16 protein-coding genes and 1 tRNA gene are annotated in these 21,734 nt (G+C 45.4%); 10 read left to right on the forward strand and 7 right to left on the reverse strand.

The genetic code is table 11. The features are described 5' to 3' along the window. The first annotated feature begins 25 nt into the window (after positions 1–25). The 3 genes from parE to parC are packed head-to-tail and all read left to right on the forward strand — an operon-like array spanning position 26 to position 5,406. Positions 26–1,912 carry a DNA topoisomerase IV subunit B gene (gene parE, locus RA178_RS03855; protein ID WP_105251473.1) on the forward strand — a complete coding sequence of 629 codons (1,887 nt, stop codon included), beginning with the start codon at positions 26–28 and terminating at the stop codon, positions 1,910–1,912. Between the two features lie 52 nt (positions 1,913–1,964). Next, positions 1,965–3,137 (forward strand): PQQ-dependent sugar dehydrogenase, encoded by a 1,173-nt coding sequence (locus RA178_RS03860; protein ID WP_105251474.1) that lies wholly within the window; start codon positions 1,965–1,967, stop codon positions 3,135–3,137. Then, positions 3,130–5,406, forward strand: coding sequence for a DNA topoisomerase IV subunit A (gene parC / locus RA178_RS03865; RefSeq protein ID WP_198573784.1), 2,277 nt, complete (start codon positions 3,130–3,132; stop codon positions 5,404–5,406). The genes RA178_RS03860 and parC overlap by 8 nt, the downstream gene beginning before the upstream one ends. A gap of 166 nt (positions 5,407–5,572) precedes the next feature. Here parC and RA178_RS03870 read toward each other — a convergent pair whose 3' ends face one another. Further along, the gene (locus tag RA178_RS03870) at positions 5,573–6,631 is read right to left on the reverse strand and encodes a porin (protein WP_105251476.1); all 1,059 of its coding nucleotides are present in this window, start codon (positions 6,629–6,631) and stop codon (positions 5,573–5,575) included. Between the two features lie 435 nt (positions 6,632–7,066). Next, positions 7,067–8,131, reverse strand: a complete 1,065-nt coding sequence (locus RA178_RS03875; RefSeq protein ID WP_173246856.1) for a porin — start codon at positions 8,129–8,131, stop codon at positions 7,067–7,069. 426 nt (positions 8,132–8,557) lie between these two features. Here RA178_RS03875 and tcdA point away from each other — a divergent pair, with 426 nt between their 5' ends. Continuing rightward, a complete protein-coding gene (tcdA, locus tag RA178_RS03880) occupies positions 8,558–9,367 on the forward strand; it encodes a tRNA cyclic N6-threonylcarbamoyladenosine(37) synthase TcdA (protein ID WP_173246853.1) in 810 nt (269 codons plus the stop codon). Between the two features lie 85 nt (positions 9,368–9,452). Here the strand turns inward: tcdA and RA178_RS03885 are convergent, their stop codons facing one another. Next, a complete protein-coding gene (locus tag RA178_RS03885; protein WP_173246850.1) occupies positions 9,453–11,078 on the reverse strand; it encodes a sensor histidine kinase in 1,626 nt (541 codons plus the stop codon). Positions 11,079–11,246: 168 nt separating this feature from the next. On the opposite strand from RA178_RS03885, the gene RA178_RS03890 reads away from it, so the two are divergent. Then, complete coding sequence (locus tag RA178_RS03890) at positions 11,247–11,858, forward strand: superinfection exclusion B family protein (protein ID WP_105251480.1); 612 nt, start codon at positions 11,247–11,249, stop codon at positions 11,856–11,858. Positions 11,859–11,999: 141 nt separating this feature from the next. On the opposite strand, the gene RA178_RS03895 is transcribed toward RA178_RS03890, so the two are convergent. Beyond that, positions 12,000–12,131, reverse strand: a complete 132-nt coding sequence (locus tag RA178_RS03895; RefSeq protein ID WP_105251481.1) for a DUF3149 domain-containing protein — start codon at positions 12,129–12,131, stop codon at positions 12,000–12,002. Positions 12,132–12,442: 311 nt separating this feature from the next. On the opposite strand from RA178_RS03895, the gene RA178_RS03900 reads away from it, so the two are divergent. Together RA178_RS03900 and RA178_RS03905 are read left to right on the forward strand one after the other, a co-directional pair. Continuing rightward, positions 12,443–14,032: a bacteriohemerythrin gene (locus RA178_RS03900; RefSeq protein ID WP_131524106.1), complete on the forward strand. Its 1,590-nt coding sequence runs from the start codon at positions 12,443–12,445 to the stop codon at positions 14,030–14,032. A gap of 146 nt (positions 14,033–14,178) precedes the next feature. Further along, positions 14,179–14,265: transfer RNA gene (locus RA178_RS03905), tRNA-Leu, on the forward strand. 87 nt (positions 14,266–14,352) lie between these two features. Here RA178_RS03905 and modC read toward each other — a convergent pair. Genes modC through modA form a run of 3 tightly spaced genes read right to left on the reverse strand, consistent with a single transcriptional unit; the run spans position 14,353 to position 16,977 of the window. Continuing rightward, positions 14,353–15,438, reverse strand: coding sequence for a molybdenum ABC transporter ATP-binding protein ModC (gene modC, locus RA178_RS03910; protein WP_131525883.1), 1,086 nt, complete (start codon positions 15,436–15,438; stop codon positions 14,353–14,355). Next, the gene (modB, locus tag RA178_RS03915) at positions 15,432–16,139 is read right to left on the reverse strand and encodes a molybdate ABC transporter permease subunit (protein WP_234371359.1); all 708 of its coding nucleotides are present in this window, start codon (positions 16,137–16,139) and stop codon (positions 15,432–15,434) included. Before modB ends, modC begins: the two co-directional genes overlap by 7 nt. Before the next feature lie 46 nt (positions 16,140–16,185). Continuing rightward, positions 16,186–16,977: a molybdate ABC transporter substrate-binding protein gene (gene modA / locus RA178_RS03920; RefSeq protein WP_131525882.1), complete on the reverse strand. Its 792-nt coding sequence runs from the start codon at positions 16,975–16,977 to the stop codon at positions 16,186–16,188. Positions 16,978–17,182: 205 nt separating this feature from the next. On the opposite strand from modA, the gene RA178_RS03925 reads away from it, so the two are divergent. The 3 genes from RA178_RS03925 to RA178_RS03935 all read left to right on the forward strand — a co-directional run bounded on the left by RA178_RS03925 (position 17,183) and on the right by RA178_RS03935 (position 21,727). Next, positions 17,183–17,962 carry a TOBE domain-containing protein gene (locus tag RA178_RS03925; RefSeq protein WP_306684623.1) on the forward strand — a complete coding sequence of 260 codons (780 nt, stop codon included), beginning with the start codon at positions 17,183–17,185 and terminating at the stop codon, positions 17,960–17,962. Between the two features lie 496 nt (positions 17,963–18,458). Continuing rightward, a complete protein-coding gene (locus RA178_RS03930; RefSeq protein WP_173497246.1) occupies positions 18,459–19,691 on the forward strand; it encodes an efflux RND transporter periplasmic adaptor subunit in 1,233 nt (410 codons plus the stop codon). Between the two features lie 2 nt (positions 19,692–19,693). Further along, a complete protein-coding gene (locus RA178_RS03935; protein ID WP_173497247.1) occupies positions 19,694–21,727 on the forward strand; it encodes a MacB family efflux pump subunit in 2,034 nt (677 codons plus the stop codon). Positions 21,728–21,734: the final 7 nt, after the last annotated feature.

Raw genomic sequence — 21,734 nt, forward strand, 5'->3', positions numbered from 1 at the left:
GATATAACAACCTATAGCGTGCCCTATGACAAATCAATACACCTCTGACGCCATTGAAGTTCTCAACGGACTCGATCCTGTTAAACGCCGTCCAGGTATGTATACCGACACCTCCAGACCTAACCATTTGGGCCAAGAGGTCATAGATAACAGTGTCGATGAGGCATTGGCAGGTCACGCGACAAAAATTGAAGTTGTTCTACATACAGATAACTCCCTCGAAGTCACTGATGATGGCCGTGGTATGCCGGTGGATATCCACCCAGAAGAAGGCATTCCTGGGGTTGAGTTAATTCTGACCAAATTGCATGCTGGCGGTAAATTTTCGAATAAAAACTACCAGTTCTCCGGTGGTTTACACGGTGTCGGTATTTCGGTGGTTAACGCTTTGTCGCGCCGTGTCGAAGTCACGGTTCGCCGTGATGGCCAAGTGTATGACATCGCTTTTGAAAATGGCTTTAAGGTTGAAGATTTACGCCCAACAGGGACCTGTGGTCGTCGTAATACGGGGACTCGAGTGCATTTTTGGCCCGATGCGAGCTATTTTGATTCAGCTAACTTCTCAAATTCAAAACTGATTTATTTGCTTCGTGCTAAAGCGGTACTGTGCCCAGGTTTACGGATCAAATTCACCAATAAACAGACAAATGAAGTCCATGAATGGTTCTATGAAAGCGGCCTAACTGATTATTTAAAGGCGGCTATCGGTGACAATTTAAGATTGCCAGAAGAGCCGTTTGTGGGTTGCTTTAAAGGCCAACTAGAAGCCGCAGATTGGGCCATTACTTGGTTGCCTGAAGGCGGCGAATCTATTGGCGAGAGTTATGTTAACTTAATTCCGACTCCGCTCGGTGGTACCCATGTGAATGGTTTCCGCCAAGGTTTATTGGAATCTATGCGGGAGTTCTGTGAGTTCAGAAATTTAATTCCCCGTGGTATTAAACTTTCACCCGAAGACATTTGGGATCGCGCCGCGTTTATATTGTCGGTGAAGATGCAAGAACCGCAATTCGCTGGTCAAACAAAAGAAAAGCTTTCTAGTCGCCAATGCGCTGCTTTTGTGTCTGGCGTTGTGCGTGACGCATTCTCACTCTGGTTGAACTCAAATACCGAGTTAGCTGAATCCTTAGCCGAAATGTGCATTAATAATGCCCAGAGCCGCTTAAAGGCCGCTAAAAAAGTGGCCCGCAAAAAGGTGACTTCGGGACCTGCACTGCCGGGTAAGCTAACAGACTGTAGTGGCCAAGATCCGATGCGCGGAGAGTTATTCCTCGTGGAAGGGGATTCTGCGGGTGGTAGTGCTAAACAAGCTCGCGATCGTGAGTTTCAAGCCATCATGCCGCTGCGTGGCAAAATCTTGAATACCTGGGAAGTCGATGCTTCGCAGGTATTAGCTTCACAGGAAGTTCATGATATTTCGGTCGCGATTGGTTGCGATCCCGATAGCAGTGATATCTCTGAATTACGTTATGGCAAGATTTGTATCCTTGCGGATGCCGACTCAGACGGACTGCACATTGCTACCTTGTTATGCGCGCTATTTTTGAAGCATTACCGTATCTTAGTTGAGCAGGGTCATGTGTATATTGCTATGCCGCCGTTGTTCCGTATTGATATTGGCAAAGAGGTGTATTACGCCTTAGATGAGGCAGAAAGAGCGGGTATTTTAGACCGTATTGCCGCTGAGAATAAAAAGGGTAAGGTACAAGTCACCCGCTTTAAAGGTTTGGGTGAGATGAATCCTTTACAACTTCGTGAAACAACGATGGATCCAAACACCCGTCGTTTAGTACAGTTGACGATAGATGACATCGAAGAAACGGATGCTTTGATGGATATGTTGCTCGCTAAGAAGCGTTCGCCGGACCGTAAAAACTGGCTTGAAGATAAGGGTGACATGGCTTTACTTTAATGTTGTGCACTATTGCCGATAACAATAAAACATAGGCATAAAGAAAATTACAATGTTGTATATTAAAACTAATAATTATAATTGCTTAAAGGTGTTTTCTGCCGGTTTTACGCTCTTAGCGAGTGTGACGTTATTGCTCTGCAATAGCGCCTTTGCGGGTTCCCAATCGATCATGATTACCGTCGCTAAGGGGTTTGGTTTATCGCTTTATGCCTCGGATATTGGCGATGCTAAGCAGATGGCGATGGGGGCTAATGGCACTTTATTTGTCGGTTCCAATAAGAGCGGCACTATCCATGCTCTCGTTGATAGTAATCAAGATGGTCGTGTCGATAAGCGCTATGTGATAGCCAAAGGGCTTGAATCACCCGATGCGATTGCATTCCACAATGGTGACTTGTTTGTCGCCACTGAAAATCAAATAGTACGCTTTGTTGATATTGAGCAAAGATTGCGCCGCCCGAGTCGACCCAAAGAGATTTACAGTGACTTGCCTTACTCAGAGAAGAAAAGTTCTCGGGCAATTAATTTTGGCCCAGATGGCCGTTTATATGTGTCTATTGGTGCGCCCTGTAACGTCTGTGAAGCGCCAGTGCCTTACAGTAGTATCATAGCGATCAATGTTGATACAGGCGCGAGTGAGCAGATTGCGGCTGGTGTGCGTGATGCAAGTGGATTTGATTGGTCGCCAATAGACAAAAAATTATGGTTTGCCGATCAAGGCCGTGATTGGATGGGGGACAACTTGCCACCCGATGAGATTAACCGCATCGATGTGATAGGGAGTCATTATGGCTTCCCTTATTTACATGCCAGTAGTGTTGTCGAACCTGCCTATGAAAAACCGAAAAATTTAAAAATCACTCTGCCAATGTATGAGTTGCCAGCCCATGTTGCACCCACGGGACTTGCATTTTATCGCGGCAGTCAATTTCCCGATATTTACCATAATCAGTTGTTTGTCGCCGAAAATGGCTCGTGGAATCGTTCGAGTAAAGTTGGCTATCAAGTGGTGATGTTGAAGATTGAAGATCAAAAAGTGGTGAGTCGTGAAACGGTTGTTAGTTTCCTTGACGGTGAATTTCCCGTTGCTCGACCCTTTGCGCTGTTATCGGCATCCGATGGTGCTATGTACATCTCCGATGATTTAAAAGGTAACGTGTATCGCTTGTTTTATAAGGGCGATAGTACTGAAGAAACACAGGAACTAGAAGAAAATGAGTGACGCTATCAAGTTAAGTCTCGATGGGGTAGAGCAAATGCCATTGCGGCGCTTTACCGAAGAGGCTTATCTGAACTATTCCATGTACGTCATTATGGACCGAGCCCTGCCACACATTGGTGATGGACTTAAACCGGTACAGCGTCGAATTATCTATGCGATGAGTGAGTTAGGTTTATCGGCTCAATCTAAGCATAAAAAGTCGGCTCGTACGGTTGGTGACGTATTAGGTAAATACCATCCTCACGGCGATAGTGCCTGTTATGAGGCTATGGTATTGATGGCGCAGCCATTTTCATATCGCTACCCGTTAGTCGATGGCCAAGGTAACTGGGGTGCCCCCGATGATCCTAAGTCATTTGCGGCTATGCGTTATACCGAAGCACGTCTCTCTAAATTCTCTGAAGTGTTACTCAGTGAACTGGGACAAGGTACGGTCGAGTGGGGTGCTAACTTCGACGGTACTTTGAAGGAACCTAAAGTACTGCCTGCACGTTTACCGCATATCTTACTCAATGGTATTACTGGTATTGCCGTAGGTATGGCGACGGATATTCCGCCGCATAACGTGAGAGAATTAGTCTCCGCCTGCGTAGCATTGCTCGATGATCCTAAGCTTGAACTCGAGCAATTGATGGCCTTTGTACCAGGTCCTGATTATCCAACTGAAGCCGAGATTATTACCCCGTCTGCCGATATTGCAAAAATTTATGAGTCGGGCCGTGGGTCATTAAGAGCACGTGCGGTTTACACTGTCGATGGCGGTGAAATCATCATCACGGCGCTGCCGCATCAAGCCAGTAGCGGTAAAATCTTAGAGCAAATCGCCGGTCAAATGCAGGCGAAGAAATTGCCTATGGTGGCCGACTTACGCGATGAGTCGGATCATGAAAACCCAGTGCGTCTTGTGGTGGTGCCTCGCTCCAATCGCGTCGATTGCGATCAACTGATGGCGCATTTGTTTGCCACCACAGATTTAGAAAAGAGCTTTAGAGTTAACTTAAATGTGCTGGGTCTCGATGGGCGTCCGCGAGTTAAAGGGTTGAAAACCTTATTAACTGAGTGGTTAGAGTTCCGCGTTGATACGGTTAAACGTCGTTTAGAATATCGTTTAGACAAGGTGGTATCGCGGTTACATATACTCGAAGCCCTAATGATCGCTTTCCTCAACATTGATGAAGTGATCGAGATTATTCGTTTTCACGATGATCCTAAAGCTGAGTTGATGGCCCGTTTTTCACTCAGTGATAAACAAGCCGAATCGATCCTCGAGTTAAAGTTACGGCATTTAGCTAAGTTAGAAGAATTTAAGATCACGGCCGAACAAAATGAGCTTGAAGCCGAACGCGAAAAACTGGAGCAGTTATTGGGCTCAGAGCGTCGCTTGAAGACGTTGATCAAGAAAGAATTAATTCAAGATGCCGAAACCTATGGCGATAATCGTCGCTCGCCAATCGTATTGCGTAATGAGTCCAAAGCATTAACTGAACAAGAGTTAACGCCGACAGAAGCCGTGACTGTTGTCTTATCTGAAAAAGGTTGGGTGCGTTGTGCTAAGGGCCACGATATCGATCCTTTGTCGCTCTCCTATAAGTCTGGCGACCAATATCTATGTAGCGCGATGGGACGTAGCAATCAGGCCGCAGTGTTTATTGATTCGTCTGGGCGGGCTTTTGCGACGGATAGCCATACTCTGCCATCGGCCCGTAGCCAAGGTGAGCCTATTACGACTCGCTTCAATATGGCTCCTGGCGAAACCATGCAGCATGTGTTGATGGGTGAAGAAGACCAATGTTACTTGTTAGCAACGGATGCGGGTTACGGTTTTATTTGTTCATACAACGATATGGTGTCGCGCAATAAGGCGGGTAAAGCCTTGCTGAGTCTACCAACAAACGCTAAATCATTAACGCCTAAGTTGATCGACCGCACTAAAGAAATGTCACTGCTAGCGATTACAAACGAAGGGCGGATGTTACTGTTTTCGCTAGAAGCGTTACCGCAATTATCCAAGGGTAAAGGTAATAAAATTATTGGCATACCAACCGAAAGGGCCAAGAATCGCGATGAACTTATGACGCATTTACAATTAGTGCCGAGTGATACGCCGGTTACCTTGTGGGCAGGTAAGCGCAAACTCACACTGAAGCCAAGCGATCTTGAGCATTATCGAGGTGAACGTGGTCGTCGTGGTGCAAAATTGCCTAGAGGATTACAACGTGTCGATAGCGTTGAATTAGGTGACGGCGGTGATGCTTTAGCGAGCATCTAATGCTTTGTAATGGTTTCAATGCTGTAAAGAATTAAATGGGTTAACTAAAACCACCTTAGTTTGGCTTAGGTGGTTTTTTATTTTTGGCGCTTTTGGATTAGATTTGAGCCATAAAAAAACCTACTGTATTACTACAATAGGTTTTTATTATCTCTTAGGTAAGAGATTAGAAGTCGTAACGTACGCCTACAGAGAATACGTTGTCATCTTGTAGATCTGTTTTAGCATTAGCAACAGTAAAATCACCACGGTACATAGCGTATTGACCATAGATCATAGTTGATTTCGCTAAGCGATAATCAGCACCAATGTTGAAGTTTTGGAAATTGATGTCATCAGCACCTTTTACGCCGCCCAGTTTAGTGTAAGCGCCACCTAAACCAGCTTCATCAATGCCGTATTCAGCCTTCAGGTTTACACCGTTCAGATCATAAGAAACGTTAACAAAGTAAGTGTTACCTTCGATGTCATTGTTCACAACATCTTCAGAGTTTTGGAATAAACCACCAACTTTGAATTGACCGAATTTTGCTTGGCCAACTAAACGGTATGCATCAACACCCGCGATGCCTTTGTTATAGGCTACTGCAGCATAGTAATTCTGCTCTTTAAACTTGCTGTCACCTAGAGTTGCGCTTAATGCATATAGGCTTTCAGAAGTCTTAGCTGTAGTGTCGTTATCATCAAATTGATAGTTAGCGTTTAATGTCACTAAGCCTGCAATTTTTGGTGAATAGTACCAAGCACCATCGGCAGTACGAGTTTGGGCACTGACTAAACGGTCGATATCGGCGTTAGTGTTACCGAAAATATCCACAGCACCTTCGGCTTGTTTGAATACTGAGTCATTACGACCCACTAACACAGTACCAGCGTTAGTTTTTAAACCTAAGAAAGTGTTACGTGCTTTGAAAACATCACCTGCACCAGAAGTGTTTTCAACTTGGAATTCCATTTGGTAGATAACGTCAAAGCCATCAGCGATTTTTTCTGAACCTTTAACACCTAATAGAGAGAAGTTGTTTTCTAAATAAGTACCTGCGTTATTCTCATCGGCATAGTTTGCTTCTAAGCCGTTAGTACCTGATTGTAGAGTGGCACCTGTGTCAGTATGGGTTAGAGCAAGCTCTAAACGACCATAGAAGCTTGGGCCTTCGGCTAGCGCACCGAATGAAGCCAATGCCAATACTGATGCAACTGATGCAGAGATGAATGTCTTTTTCATGTTTTGTGCTCCCTCGAACCTAAGTTCTTATCCATTTTTCATGGTTTTTGTGTGGTTTAACGCATTTGCTACCTGAGTCGGTAACAAAGTTGCCGCCGATTTTTACAGTTTTACGACTCGCAGGCTGTGGCGCAGATCATGTTTTTGGCTCTCCTTGCCTATATTCGGGCCATTTCTGGGATCTTTCCTTATATCTTGACTGCAAATTTACCTGAAAGGGGTAAAACTCTATTTTTCACTTACTACTTAAGTGGTAGGTAAGGCGGATTGCCTTAGATAGTGCGTCGGCGAGGGTAACTGTAGCATATACTAATGCTGTAGCAAGTCTGTCATATTGGTTATAGATTTGTGTTTGGGGGCGATATCTAAGCAGAAAAAGCGGCCGAAGCCGCTTTTTTATCAATAAATAACCTTGGGGTTAGTTGATTAATCTATTTAAAAATCAACGCGTAAACCGACAGTAAAGATGTTGTCATTCAGGTCTTGCTTTACATCGGCCAACATAAGATCACCATCGAAGCGTGTGTAGTGACCATAGACCATAGTCTTAGTGCTCAGGCGGTAATCAGCTCCCACACTGAACTGTTGTAGGTCAACATCGCTGACTTGTTCTAAACCGCTGTTGCCTTGGTCACCAACATAACGGCTCACGTACTTGCCTAGACCTGAGTCATCTTTGCCGTACATCATCTTTAGTTTTAAGTCGCCAATTAAGTAGGCTGCGTTGACAAAATAGGTATCGCCTGAGAGATTGGCAAACTTATCATCTACATGCTCACTGTGTTGATATAAGGCACCTAAGATTACGTCACCGAATTTAGCTTGGGCCACACCACGATAGGCTTCAACGTTATCAATACCATCACTATAGGCGGCAGCGACATAGTAGTTTTGTGCTTTAAAGGCTTTATCCCCTAAGGTGGCGCTCAGAGCATACATTTGATCTTTGCTATACACGTCGTTGCCATTGCTATCCACTTGGTCATAGTTATCACTCATCAGATAAGTGGCATTAAGCGTCACGAGATCGGCAATTTTAGGTGAATAGTAAGAAATGCCATCGGCGGAGCGTGTTTGGCCTGCAACCAGTAAGTCGATATCAGCATTGGTATTACCGAAAAGATCGAAGCTTCCTTCAGCTGCTTTAAATACGGTATCGTTACGACCCACTAAAGCCGTACCTGCGGCACTTCTGATACCTAGGAATGTATTACGGGCATTGAAGGTTTTATTTGAGTTATCAAAGTTTTCGACACCAAATTCCATTTGATAAATGATGTCAAAGTAAGGGCTTACAGCTTCAGAACCTTTTACGCCTAACCAAGAGAAGTTGTTTTCAAGAACAGTGCCCTCCTTTTGGTTTTGAGTTGCATAACCTGTGTCTGAATTGGTAATGGCAAGATCAGCATGACCATAGAATTCAGGGCCATCGGCGAGTGCTGTGAATGAATAGAGTGTGAGGCTAGAAATAATAGCCGTCGTCAGTAGATTCTTTTTCATCTTCATTTTCCTGTGCTTATCGCTGTTATATGCATTGATAACTTCAGTATCTATGCATGCTGTTGAGCTTTTATGCGGCAAAGTCTGCACAGACTTGAAATGATAAAGTGTGATCTTGATCAAGTTTCATATAAAGGATGGCTTATTCAACATATTGTTTTACAAGTGAAATACATGTTTTTATTAAGTCGATTACCAAATGACTCGGTGGTAAATGATGGGCCTTTGCTTTTATTACACTCATTTAGTATTCGTATCCCTTTGCATCTAGTGTTTGGTGGCTGAGGATCTGATTTCGGTTTATGTCGATATCGTTTAGAATCCACGGCACATTTCTGGTGTTGCTATTAAGTTGCCCCTGTTGGCATCCATTCGATGCTAGGGCAAGCGCTCCTGCTGTTATTGGGTAATATAAGGTAAGTATTTATGACTGAGGCCTATCTAAATCGATTTGGCGGAATTGGCCGTTTGTATGGACAAAAGGCTCTGGCTAAATTTGCCACATCCCATGTGATGGTGATTGGCATTGGTGGCGTCGGTACTTGGGCGGCTGAAGCCTTAGCGCGGAGCGGCATAGGGCAGATAAGCTTGATGGATTTAGATGATATCTGTGTCACTAATACTAACCGACAAATACATGCTCTTAGCTCCACCATCGGCGGTTCTAAAGTTGCTGTGATGGCACAACGGATCCGTGAAATTAATCCTGATTGCCAAGTGAATGAAATTGAAGATTTTATTACATTGGATAATCTAGGCGAGTATTTGCTTGGAGCTAAAGAGGGTGGCAATATTGATTATGTTATTGATTGTATTGATGCCGTTAAGCAGAAGGCTGCGTTAATTGCTTGGTGTAAACGTCAAAAAATTAAGATAGTGACAGTGGGCGGTGCGGGTGGACAGACAGATCCGACGCAAATTCAGTTAACTGATCTCGCTAAAACCTACCAAGATCCTTTGCTAGCTAAAGTGCGTAATATTTTGCGCCGCGAGTATAACTTCTCTAAAAACGTGCAACGCCGGTTTGCTATCGATGCTGTTTTTTCCAGTGAGCAGTTAGTGTATCCCCAAGCCGATGGCTCAGTGTGCGGTACTAAAGCGGCGGCTGATGGCAGCATGAGGATGGATTGTGCTTCTGGTTTTGGGGCTGTGACTATGGTAACTGGGACATTTGGTTTTGTAGCGGCAAGTCGCGTGTTAGCGCGATTGGCACTGCAGGCTCAAGAGGCGGTTTAAACTCTTAACCTAGATTCAGTCAAGATATCACCGCTTTCAAGGGCGGTGATACCCCTTCAATATTATGTATTTTCATTGGTTATACCTAGATATAAAAATCTTGTTGATTATTGACTGGTTCACATTGAGTGTATGGAAATTTAATATCAAATTGCGGGCCGCCTAGTTTTGAGTCTGCGCTATAACTCATAGTGCCTTTCAACAGTGTTGCGGCATTAAAGGCCGCTGATAATCCTAAGCCAGTACCACCTTTATTACGATTTGTAGTAAAGAAGGGTTCGAACATGTGCTCAGCAACATCGGCTGGAATGGCTAAGCCATTATTTTGAATGCTGATTTGAATTGATTCTTCATCCAAAGTCGCACTAATGTGGATAAGATTGTCTTCATGTCCTTGGAATGCATGGGTAAAGGCGTTCGAGAGAATATTACTAACAATTTGATTTAACAAACTGATATTGGTTTTGATATTGAGTGTAGGCTCCACGTTGATCTCCGTTGAGGCGTTAACATTGGGATGCATAATTAATGTCGACTCTAGGATTTCATGTAGCTGCTGGTTTAGATTACAGCATTGGTGTTCTTCATGACTGCGATCGATGGCGATCGTTTTAAATTTTTGAATTAAACTACTGGCTTTAGTGATATTACGGACAATGAGTTCACAGCTTTCTTGGTACTCATTAAGTATTTCATTTATCTCATCTAATGTAGCTTGATCGCTGTGGATCAGATCGATCAGTTCTTCAATATGGCTGAGCTGCGCACTCGCCGCCGTCAAACAAATGCCAATTGGGGTGTTTATCTCATGTGCAACCCCTGACACGAGTCCACCCAAGGCCGCCATTTTTTCTTGCTCAACTAAAACCTGTTGTGCTCGTTTTAGTGCGCTAAGGGATTGTTCTAACTCTAGTGTTCTTTCTTTGACTTGTCTTGCGAGCTCTTCTTTATAGCTACGTTCGAGCTTGAGTAGCCGCTCTCTATCTTCTAAGGCTATTTGCAGTTCCGTCTTAGAATTCTTTAAGGCGCTAAATGAGCTTCTAAGTTGTACTTGCATGCTATTGATGGAATCGGCGACTTGTTTGAATTCATCAATTTTTTCATGACGGTCAAATTGTAGTGGCTCATATTCATGGTCTATGTCGATATTTTTGCAGTATTGGCTGAGTTTATCTAAGTGTTTAGTAATGTTGAACCACACTAAAAATAGAATAAACCCAGCCACTAAGAAGGTTTTAATGGCATTAGAAAGCAGAATGATAATGGCCTTATCATACAAGCGTTGATAGATAGCATCGACATCGACTTGTATTTCGAGTGTGCCGACATTGATGTTTTCAGTCGGTGATTTATAGACTAAAGGAAAGGTTTTATCTAAGGAGTGTTCTTGTTTCTGCTCGCCTGCATTCCATGCTTGGCCGCTGTCATCTTTAATCGAAATATAGTTAATATCGGGCAGCTGAATTAGCCCATTGAGCTGAGTGTTAATGAGCCGCTCGTCAATAACCCAAATACTGGCGGCGAGCACATCTAAGTTCACCTTTTCCATGTTGGAAAATACTCTATCGATACGCACGACATCATTGCGATAATCACTGATCAACTGATACGCAGTGGTGATTAAGGTGATAACAGAACTAAAAAGTACAATAGACAGGGTAAGGTGCCTGCCTATGGGGCTTTTGATAAGTTGGCTAAAGAATGTCAGCATCTTAAATTTTCTTTATGCAATAGCGGCTTGAGATGCTTATAAGCATAGACCTACAGATCCAGAAAGTGCATTTTCTCGCAGATAAAATCAACGAAATATGTCTTCATTTGTGGCATTAAATTTGCTTATTAGCCGATAAGTTCAATTTTTTGTCACTGGGATAGCACTATGTTTAAACTCAAGCTGGATTCAGTTAAGTTTTTTAGCCCGAAGAAAATGATGTTTAGAGTCATGCTGTGGCTTATGGTGAGTTGTTCTGTCTTACTTCTTATTCCTCCTAATGTGCTGGCAGTGCTGGCGCTCGATAAATTTGTGCCAGAACATGCACAGTTTGTTGGATTAGGTCTAATCGTTTCTATCGCTTATTTTTTGAGTCAATTAATTAACTTAGGCTTAGATGAGTCTATCCGTCATTTAAGTGATAAGCGCGTTATTGAGACGATTGAAGCTAAAGTGAATCTACTTGATCCCGCTGAGCGAGCTTTAGTGAGGGAATTCTTTCTTCAAGGCGCCACGATTTTGACTCTGCCGCAAAATGAACCCGCTGTAAAAAGTCTAGTGAATGCCTGTATCTTAGAAAAGCTCGGTAACGAGCGCCATTATGCGATTCAGGGACCGACCGCTGACTATAAGATTGCCATGAAAGCGCGTATGTACCTCAACCGTGATGTGCTGCGTTTACCTGCCGGTGAGCCGAGCCAAGAAGAAATGCAGTCGTTGATTAAGGCGCGCCCGCAATTTTTGAATGGATTAGTACAAAACAGAAAACACGCAGCATAGGCGTGTTCTACCTCACTCGGATGAGTGCTAGCTATGGTTTAGTTAGCATTTTTAACATGCGAGACAACAAAAAATGGGGGTGATAAAACCCCCTAGATTTTGCATTTATACAAGAAACATGAAGAACAACTGGAGCAAAAACTATGGTTTCGGTGCCGACTTCACAATGAACATCCAAGTGATATAAGACACTATCCCTATTGTGCTAAAGATAACGATCATTGAAAGTAAGCCTATGGGGTTACCAAACATTAGATCTAACCAAAATGCCATGACTGAAATCCTCTTTCCTGTGAAGTCCTCGCTAAATTAGCGGTATTCGATAGCTAAAATACTGATCTCGATCAATAAAAAATCGACATAGGAATACAAAGTCATAACCCTTAGTTAACTCTGTGATCTTGGTCAAATTTAAGGATGTGCTTAACAGCGACGAGTTCAAATAATTTAGCTTTGTTTCTTCTTCCGTTAGCGTCTAGGATTAACCTATTCAACTCGATCGATATTCAGTTAACGCGCTATTCCATTTATTCGTTCTTGTTTTTATATGAAGGCGCGATATCAGTTTTTTAAAGGAGTAAAAAATGGATTCTAAAAAAAGTCACAAGGATTCAATGGGATATAATTCTATCTTTGCGCCACTATTGTTGCTGATTTATCCCCTCTATTGTTTGGTGATCACAGGGCACTTTGTTGCCATTTTGTGTTTAAGCGTGCTCGCCGCCATTTTAATGTTCAACATCAATAAATTAATTCGTAATTTGAGACAACTTGAGCGTGCAGCACACCACTTAGGCGAGGGAGATTTGAGTTATCAATTGGAAGAGAAAGATGCGGGTGTGTTCATTAAGGTAGTACATAACATTAATCGCATGGGCGAAGATGTCAGCCGTACGATTTTGTCTTTATCTGATACCTGTGAAGGGATGAAAAAAGTCGCCTCGGATATCAAGGTTATTAGTGAACAGGCAAAGCAAGGCGTGTTAGAGCAAGAGCATCAAACTGAACTGGCAGCCAGTGCAATGACACAGATGGTTTCAAGTGTACAAGCCGTATCGCAAAATGCGGTGAGTGCTGCGCAGGCAGCTGATATTGCCCAAAGTTCTGCTAAGCGCGGCGATCAAATCATGAATGGCATAGTCACTAAAATTGGCGCTATGTCGCAACAGATCCATGATACTCGAACCGTGATCGAGCACTTGGCCGCCGACAGCAACAATATCAGTAGCATTATTGAAACCATTTCGCAGGTGGCCGAACAGACCAATTTACTCGCCTTAAATGCTGCCATTGAAAGTGCGAGAGCGGGTGAACATGGCCGCGGTTTTGCTGTAGTTGCCGATGAAGTGCGTAATCTCGCTAAACGAACATCCGAAGCCACGGTTGAGATCCAGCAGCAAATCGCCGCATTACAAAAAGGCGCACAACATGGTGTTGAAGTCATGTTGAAAAACGTGGCGATTGCCGACGAAACGGCTGATATGGTTGATCAAGCTCACAGTGCACTCGGGCAGATTGTCGCTCAGGTGGAGACCATTACCGATATGTCCCACCAAATCGCCACGGCATCGGGACAACAACATACAGTAGCAGAGGAAATTAATAAAAATATCAGTGTGATGGCTGAGCTAGCCCTGAGTAATGCCTCCCACACCAACAACACTAACTTATCGAGTTTGAAAGTGTATAACATGTCGCAGGAAATCGGCTCCTTGCTGCATCGATTCCATGTGAATGCGGCATTCTTTAATTCGAGTCAGGCGCAAAATAAACTCTTTGTGAAATGGGGGCCTGAGTTAGACATAGGAATGCCTGAGATCAATCGTCAACATCAGCGCTTAGTCTCATTGATCAATGAATTACACCGCACATTAAATGAAGAGTATGGACTCGAAGCCATCAAACGTATCGTGCAAGGATTAGTGGATTACACCGCCAATCACTTTGCCTATGAAGAGGAACTCTTTGCGCGTTTTGGTTACCCTCAAACTGACAGCCACAAGGAAAAACACGGCAAGTTAGTTGGGCAAGTACTTGATTTTCAAAAGCGGGTTGTTAGAGGTGAAGATGTTGCCGACGAATTAATGGCTTTCTTGAAAGCTTGGTTGGTAAACCATATTCAAAAAAGTGATAAAGAATATACCGCTTTTTTATTATCACATGGCGCAGAATAACCTCAAGAGCATGATTTTTGAGCGGTTAAATGCAATTTGTATTAAAGTCGCGGCAAAAGACTTGCCATTGTCATAAGCAAAGGTATAATTCCCAGCACTTAGAGACAGCCAGTTGTTTTGATTGCTTCTAAGTGCATATTTGATATGCCAGTGTGGTGAAATCGGTAGACACAGGGGATTCAAAATCCCCCGCCCTTAAAAGCGTGCCAGTTCGAGTCTGGCCACTGGTACCAAATCCTTCTGATGAAGGAACTAAAACCGACTTAGAGTCGGTTTTTTTGTGCCTGAAATTTGGTTTTCGAACGGTGCTCTAGGTTGAGCTAGTGGGATTCAGCGATATCCATTTGCGTCATAGTCACGCCTTTGATTTGTGCATAAATCGCTTTGCCATGAGTGAGTTGCAGTTCGTCGCAGGCCCAAGGGGTGATGTTGGCCCAAAGTTCATCACGGCCTAGGGCGATTTTTAATTGGATTTGCTCGCCGTTATCACTGGGGTATAACTCTTTAATTTCTCCCTTTAGCAGGTTACGTATACTTGAGCCTTTGGGGAGCTCAGTGCAAACCGAGACATGATTTGCCTGAATACGCACTTTGAGTTTCTTTGCCGTTTCAGCCAGATAGCCACTTACCCACAAATAGTTTCCATCATCCATCACGAGTCGCGTCATGGGGTAGTCGGGATGTCTGTCGGCGACCTTTGCACTGAGGAGTGAGCTGAGTTCCTGCAATGGCACCCAAGGGCGCATTTGCTCGCTATTCCACACTTCACTTAAGGCGCCTTGGGCAATCAATTTTCCCTGATGCAGCACTAGCATATAATCCGCCAGTTGTAAGATCTCATCTAGGCTGTGGCTCACATACACTATCGGCAGTTTTAGTTCCTGCGATAAGGTTTGCAAGTAAGGTAGTAACTCGCGTTTACGGGGTAAATCGAGCGATGCCAACGGCTCATCCATCAACAGCATATCGGGCGATGTCAGCAGGGCACGGCCAATGGCAACCCGTTGTTTTTCACCGCCCGATAGCGTGCTGGGATAGCGACTGAGGAGTTTTTCAATTCCCAGTAACTGCACAATTCTATCGAACAAGACTGGGTTAGCTTTACGCACACCATAGTTGAGATTGCCCTTTACGCTATAGTGCGGGAACAGTCGTGCTTCTTGAAATACATAGCCAATTTGGCGCTTCTCTGGGGGAAGGTTCACTTTGCCTTGTTGATAAAGCAGTTTGTCGCCGAGGCGGATTTCACCGCTATCTGGGGTCGAAAGCCCGCCAAGTAGGTTCACGAGCGAGGTCTTACCCGCACCCGAGCGGCCAAAAACGGCTGTCACGCCTTGCAATGGCAATTGGGTATCGACTTTCAGTTGCAGTTGTCCGAGTCGTTTTTCAATATTGATTGTTAACATACGCTTGCCGTCCTCTGCAGGGCTTTTTTACTCAGCCATTGGGAGGCGAGTAAAGACGCGAGCGCGATAACGATCGAGATAATGCACAGGCGCATGGCCTGATATTCTGCCCCTGGGGTTTCAATAAAAGAGTACATGGCGAGCGGAATTGTACGAGTTTCACCGGGAATATTAGAAACGAAGGTAATGGTCGATCCAAATTCCCCTAGGCTGCGGGCAAAGGCGATAATCATGCCCGACACTATCCCTGGAGAGGTAAGCGGCAGTGTGATGGTGAGAAATACCCGCCATCGACTGCTACCTAAAGTGCGTGCGGCCTGCTCGAGTCGAATATCAACGGTTTCAAAGGATTGGCGTATGGCTCTGACCATCAGAGGGAATGACACTATCGCCGCCGCGAGTGCCGCACCGCGCCAACTAAAGCTAAAACTGATGCCAAACCAATTAAATAACCATTGGCCGATAAAGCCTTGGCGGCCCATGCTGATCAGCAAGAGGTAACCCACTACCACGGGCGGTAACACCAGTGGTAGATGGAGCACACTGTCGAATATAGCCTTGCCAGGAAACTCGACTCTGGCCAGCACCCAAGCGCATAAAATACCCAAGGGTAAACTGGCGATAACGGCAACGGATGACACCTTTAAACTGAGTAGTAGTGCGGCAATTTCATAGTCGCTTAAAAGAGAGCCACTTAGCATAGAGCCGCTTAAAAATGAGCCGCTTAACAAAGAACCACTCAGCACCCTAATTCACTCCAAAGCCATATTTCTCAAACACATTTTTTGCGCTTGGGCCCTGCAGATACTCATTGAACGCTTTGGCGCTTGCGGTCGATTCTTGTTTGACTAAGGCGATAGGGTATTCAATTGGGCTGTAACTCGTTTCTGGGAAGGTGCCAACGATTTTGATCTTTTGGGCGACTTTCGCATCGGTTGAATACACTATGCCAAGCGGTGCTTCACCCTGTTCAACCAAAGCTAGGGCGGCACGGACATTGTTAGCACGGGCGAGTAAGGGCTCAGCAGCTTGCCACAGCTTGAGGTTTTCGAGGGCTTGCTTGGCATATTGTCCAGCGGGTACATGATCTGGATCGCCAACAGCCATACGACTGCCTTTTAATGCGGTTTTAATATCCCAATCGCCATTGAGCACGACTTCTGTGATGGGACTATTTTTCTCGGCAATCAAGACTAAGGTATTTTTTAACAAGGTTTTTCGGCTGTTAACATCGACCGCTTTAGCATCGACCAGATAATCCATCCACTTTTGATTCGCCGAGACAAACAGATCGGCGGGCGCACCATTGGCGACTTGTTTTGCCAGTGTTGAGGAAGAGGCGAAGGAGAATATCACCTTAGTATTGTGTTCCTTTTCATATTGCTGGCCGATTTCGTTAAGTGCATTGGTGAGCGATGCCGCTGCAAAAACAGTCACTTGCTCATTGTCTGCCGCAAAAATTGGGCTAGATGTCAGTACCATTGTGAATAACGAAGCCGTGGTAAAACGCAGTAATTGCTTAAGGTGAATGGATTTCATTGTGTTCCTCCGTGATAAAAAGTTATCGTTATATATCAATCTATATATCGATCATTCAAGCCCTAAGCAATCAATTAGTGATCTGTGTGCGGTTTCTTGCGGATTAATGGCATTCATCCGCTGAAATATCTCGGCAATCTTATTGGTATCCTCAAGACGATGAAGGACAATAGGACTTAAGTCAGACTTGGGTGTTGGATAGACGATGGATTTACATGCATTACTTACGCTTTCCCTCGGGGATAAGCCCTTCGCCAATCCTAGGCGGATAAGCCTGCTTGAGCAGGTTGCCAACACAGGCTCGATTAGCCAAGGCGCCAAGCTTGCGGGGATCAGTTATAAAGCGGCGTGGGACGCGATCAATGAGATGAACACCGTCATGCCGGAACCCGTAGTGTGTAGCGAAAAGGGCGGCAAAGGCGGTGGCGGCGCTAAACTCACCAAATTTGGCGAACGGTTGCTTAAGGTGTATTCCATCACCTCCCAAGTACAAGAAATGGCTTTGGCTGCCTTGCTCGATGAGTCCGTCGATATGCACAGTTTATTGGATGTGATGGCGCATTTCTCCCTCAACACCAGCGCCCGCAATCAGTTAACGGGGCGTATCAATAGCATTGATTCATTTGGATTAAATGACAAAATCAGCGTGACCTTAGCGGGCGGACAACAGATTCAGATTTCAGTGACCCATTCGAGCCGCGAACGCTTGCAGTTAGCCCTGGATAAATCTGTGTTGTTACTGTTTAAAGCCCCCGCTGTACTGGCGACGACTTATGCCTGTGAAGTGGATGGGCAAAATTGCTTAAGCGGTCGTTTGCTGAGCGTGACTGAACTTGGCGATAAGGCCGAATTAGCCATAGATATTGATGGCAAAGACATCATCTATTCGGTGATGCCACTCATCCAAATGCAGAGTTTGGCTGTCGGCGAATCATGTTTCGCCTGTTTTGATGCCACACAGGTGATCCTCGCCAGCATGAATTAGTCGAATTGAGTGATTAATTCGATTAATCATTGGGGATGGCCCGTGACTTGGCGTTTTTTTCACAGTGGGTTGGTGGGGAATCTAATGGTTTCTTTTGTTTGCGCACATGATTTGGATTTTTCATTCTTTTAGAGAAGATCAACGTCGTGGGGCTTCACCCCACGACGTTGATTTTTCTTGAAAAAGAATCAAATGAAGTCTGTATCTAGATTCGTTTGAATGGCTGAACTACCACAAGTGGCACAGTCATAGAATGTAGACCCCAACAATTTATCACCTGACGATTTGGTCGCACTAAATTGGCATGGCAGTCTAAGCACCACTCAATCGTGCTTTCTTTGTCAATTTCTACACAGATATTTGCAAATCTTTACCTGTTAACGACACTTCCTTCGTCTACTGTCTTTGGCTAACTCTATATACTGTTGGAACAATTTCAGTTCCTTAGCAAGATGAATGCTTGCTGTCTTTAGCATTGATGGACACGACAATACCGATGAAAAAATCCTCAAAGCGTAAATTGCTGCTCGCGTTAAGCGGCTTAATACTCCTTAGTGGCGGTGCTTATTTTATGTGGCATAAGCCTGAAACGGCACCTACCTATGTGACTGAAGCGGTGCGCCGTGGCGATATCGAAAACTCAGTGCTGGCCAATGGCATGTTGCAGGCATCCAAACTGGTGAGTGTGGGCGCACAGGTATCGGGGCAAATCTTAAGTTTGCCGCTGGCACTGGGTGATGAAGTAAAGAAAGGCGATTTGATTGCTCAGATTGATAGCCTAGCGCAGCAGAATAATTTGAAGGATGCCCTCGCATCACTCAAGAGTATCAATGCTCAGTTCCGTGCTAAACAGGCGCAGATCCGCCAAGCTAAATTGGAATTTAGCCGCCAGCAGCAAATGCTTGCCGATAAGGCCAGTTCTCGCGCCGATTATGAAGTGGCCGATGCTAATCTAACGGTTTATCAAGCCGAGCTTGAGCAATTAGAAGCGCAAAAACAACAGGCTGAGATTAACGTCGACAGTGCCAGAATCGATTTAGGTTATACCAAAATTACCGCGCCGATGGATGGCACTGTGGTGTATTCCGCGGTAGAAGTGGGGCAAACCGTTAACGCCAATCAAACGACACCGACCATAGTTGAAATGGCGCAGCTGGATACCATGACAGTTAAAGCGCAGATTTCCGAAGCCGATGTTGTCAATGTCCATCCGGGTCAAGCCGTGTATTTCACGGTTCTTGGAAAACCGAATCATCCCTACCGTGGCGTTTTGAGGGCGATTGAGCCTGGGCCGATTTCGATGGATGGCGACGATAGCAATATGAGCTCTAGCGACTCAGACGCCATTTATTACCATGGTCTGTTTGATGTAGAAAACCCTGACCGCACCTTGCGTATCGGCATGACGGCGCAGGTGTCTATAGTGTTAGCTAAGGCCGATGATGCGCTATTAGTGCCTGCGCAGATATTGCGTATAAAGCCGAGGGAGAAATCCGCGGCGCCAGAGGCTAGGTCTGTCGAGCGTAAAGCCCGCAGCGGCCCGCAATATCAAGTGCCTGTATTAGTTGATAACCAAGTGCAATATGTGGATGTCACTGTGGGGATTAACAACAAAATCAATGCTGAAATCACCGCGGGTTTGAAGGAAGGCGATCAGGTTGTGCTTGGCATGCCGTCTTCCGATGATGGCAGCAGTAAATTACGTCGCCCACCTAGCGTGAGGTTTTAACAGTGACAACGGCATTACTTGAAATTTCAGGTTGTTATCGCACTTTTCAGGCGGGTGAGCAGCAACTCACTGTGCTGAAAGATGTGAACTTGTCGATTGGCCGTGGCGAGATGGTGGCGATAGTTGGTGCTTCTGGCTCGGGTAAATCGACCCTAATGAACATTCTTGGTTGTTTAGATAAGCCGTCAAAGGGCGCGTATTTTATCAACGGCCAAGATACCTCGACTATGGACGTTGATGAGTTAGCACAGCTGCGCCGCGAGCACTTTGGTTTTATCTTTCAGCGTTATCATTTACTGGGCGATTTGACCGCCATAGGCAACGTCGAAGTGCCTGCTGTGTATGCGGGTAAAGAACGCACGGTTCGTAAAGACAGGGCCGAGCATTTGTTAACGCGTTTAGGCCTTGGCGACAGGCTTGACCATAAACCCAATCAGCTCAGTGGCGGACAGCAGCAGCGGGTCAGTGTGGCGCGCGCTTTAATGAATGGCGGCGATGTGATCCTTGCGGATGAACCAACAGGTGCACTTGACAGTCACAGCGGCGAAGAAATGATGCAGTTGTTGCAGGAGCTGCACAGCGACGGTCATACCATCATTATCGTGACCCACGATATGCACGTGGCCCAATATGCCGACCGCATTATCGAAATCAAAGACGGCGTGATCATCAGCGATGAGCGCAGTCAGGATAAACAAACGGCTAAGCCACAAAGCTCGACGTCACAAACTTCGACGTCGCAAAGCTCAACGTTACAAAATATGGCGCCACAAAATCCTAGCGGTGCAGTGGCAGCAAAAGACAGCTCGCGTGCGCGGGTGGCTTCGTTGGACAGATATGTCGAAGCACTTAAAATGGCGCTGGTGGCGATGTCGACCCACAGGTTACGTACCTTCTTGACTATGCTCGGCATTATCATAGGTATCGCCTCAGTGGTTTCTGTGGTGGCCTTAGGTGAAGGCTCGCAGCAGGCCATTCTCAAAAGTATCAGTTCGATGGGAACCAACACGATTGATATTCGCCCCGGTTCAGGTTTTGGCGATCGACGCTCGGCGCGGGTGCGCACCTTAACCGCAACGGACGCCAATGCCCTTAAAAATCTGCCCTATGTTGATAGCGTGACGCCAAGCATTGGCTCTACTGCAACGGTTCGTTTTGGTAATAAAGCGGTATCGGCATCGGTGAATGGTGTGGGACCTGAGTTTTTCCGTGTAAGAGGGTACGAGTTAGCGCAGGGCCAATTTTGGGATGATGCCAGTGTCGCATCGCTCGCCCAAGATGCGGTGATTGATGACAACACCCGTAAGGAGCTTTTCCCTAACAGCGCTGCCGACAATAACTCGGCGATAGGGCAAGTGATTTTCCTTGGAGATTTACCCGTACGTATCATAGGTGTGACTCAACCCAAAGAAAGTGCTTTTGGTAACAGCGATGCGCTTAATGTATGGGTGCCTTACACCACAGTTTCTGGCCGTATGGTGGGTAAAAATTATTTGGATGGTATTACAGTTCGACTCGATGAAACTGTGCCGAGTAACGCGGCGGAGCAGGGCATTATCGCGCTGCTTAAAATGCGCCACGGCACGCAAGATTTCTTCACTATCAATACCGATACCATTAGGCAGAACATCGAAAAAACCACTGCGACCATGACCTTACTAATCTCGGCTATCGCGGTGATTTCCCTTGTCGTTGGCGGAATTGGGGTGATGAACATTATGTTAGTGTCTGTGACTGAGCGAACCCGTGAAATCGGTGTTCGTATGGCCGTGGGTGCGCGCCAGAACGATATTTTGCGCCAGTTCCTTATCGAAGCCATTTTAGTGTGTTTGTGTGGTGGCACCTTAGGCATCGCCTTGTCCTACTTAATTGGCGTGGTGTTTGCTCAAACGGGGGGCAGTTTCCAAATGATTTATTCCACCACCTCCATCGTTGCTGCCTTTGCCTGCTCGACCTTAATTGGTGTGCTATTTGGTTTCTTACCCGCCCGCAATGCGGCGCAGTTAGATCCCGTTGATGCACTAGCCAGAGAGTAATAACACC

The sequence above is a fragment of the Shewanella oncorhynchi genome (assembly GCF_030848765.1).
Lineage (GTDB): Bacteria > Pseudomonadota > Gammaproteobacteria > Enterobacterales > Shewanellaceae > Shewanella > Shewanella oncorhynchi.

Bases quoted from the DNA above. Each gene is read 5' to 3' on its own strand.
- RA178_RS03900 (WP_131524106.1), top strand. From the start codon at position 12,443: ATGGATTCTAAAAAAAGTCACAAGGATTCAATGGGATATAATTCTATC.
- tcdA (WP_173246853.1), top strand. From the start codon at position 8,558: ATGACTGAGGCCTATCTAAATCGATTTGGCGGAATTGGCCGTTTGTAT.
- modC (WP_131525883.1), bottom strand. From the start codon at position 15,438: ATGTTAACAATCAATATTGAAAAACGACTCGGACAACTGCAACTGAAA.
- RA178_RS03885 (WP_173246850.1), bottom strand. From the start codon at position 11,078: ATGCTGACATTCTTTAGCCAACTTATCAAAAGCCCCATAGGCAGGCAC.
- RA178_RS03890 (WP_105251480.1), top strand. From the start codon at position 11,247: ATGTTTAAACTCAAGCTGGATTCAGTTAAGTTTTTTAGCCCGAAGAAA.
- parE (WP_105251473.1), top strand. From the start codon at position 26: ATGACAAATCAATACACCTCTGACGCCATTGAAGTTCTCAACGGACTC.
- modB (WP_234371359.1), bottom strand. From the start codon at position 16,139: ATGCTAAGTGGCTCTCTTTTAAGCGACTATGAAATTGCCGCACTACTA.
- RA178_RS03860 (WP_105251474.1), top strand. From the start codon at position 1,965: ATGTTGTATATTAAAACTAATAATTATAATTGCTTAAAGGTGTTTTCT.
- RA178_RS03875 (WP_173246856.1), bottom strand. From the start codon at position 8,131: ATGAAAAAGAATCTACTGACGACGGCTATTATTTCTAGCCTCACACTC.
- parC (WP_198573784.1), top strand. From the start codon at position 3,130: ATGAGTGACGCTATCAAGTTAAGTCTCGATGGGGTAGAGCAAATGCCA.
- RA178_RS03925 (WP_306684623.1), top strand. From the start codon at position 17,183: ATGGATTTACATGCATTACTTACGCTTTCCCTCGGGGATAAGCCCTTC.
- RA178_RS03895 (WP_105251481.1), bottom strand. From the start codon at position 12,131: ATGGCATTTTGGTTAGATCTAATGTTTGGTAACCCCATAGGCTTACTT.
- modA (WP_131525882.1), bottom strand. From the start codon at position 16,977: ATGAAATCCATTCACCTTAAGCAATTACTGCGTTTTACCACGGCTTCG.
- RA178_RS03870 (WP_105251476.1), bottom strand. From the start codon at position 6,631: ATGAAAAAGACATTCATCTCTGCATCAGTTGCATCAGTATTGGCATTG.
- RA178_RS03930 (WP_173497246.1), top strand. From the start codon at position 18,459: ATGAAAAAATCCTCAAAGCGTAAATTGCTGCTCGCGTTAAGCGGCTTA.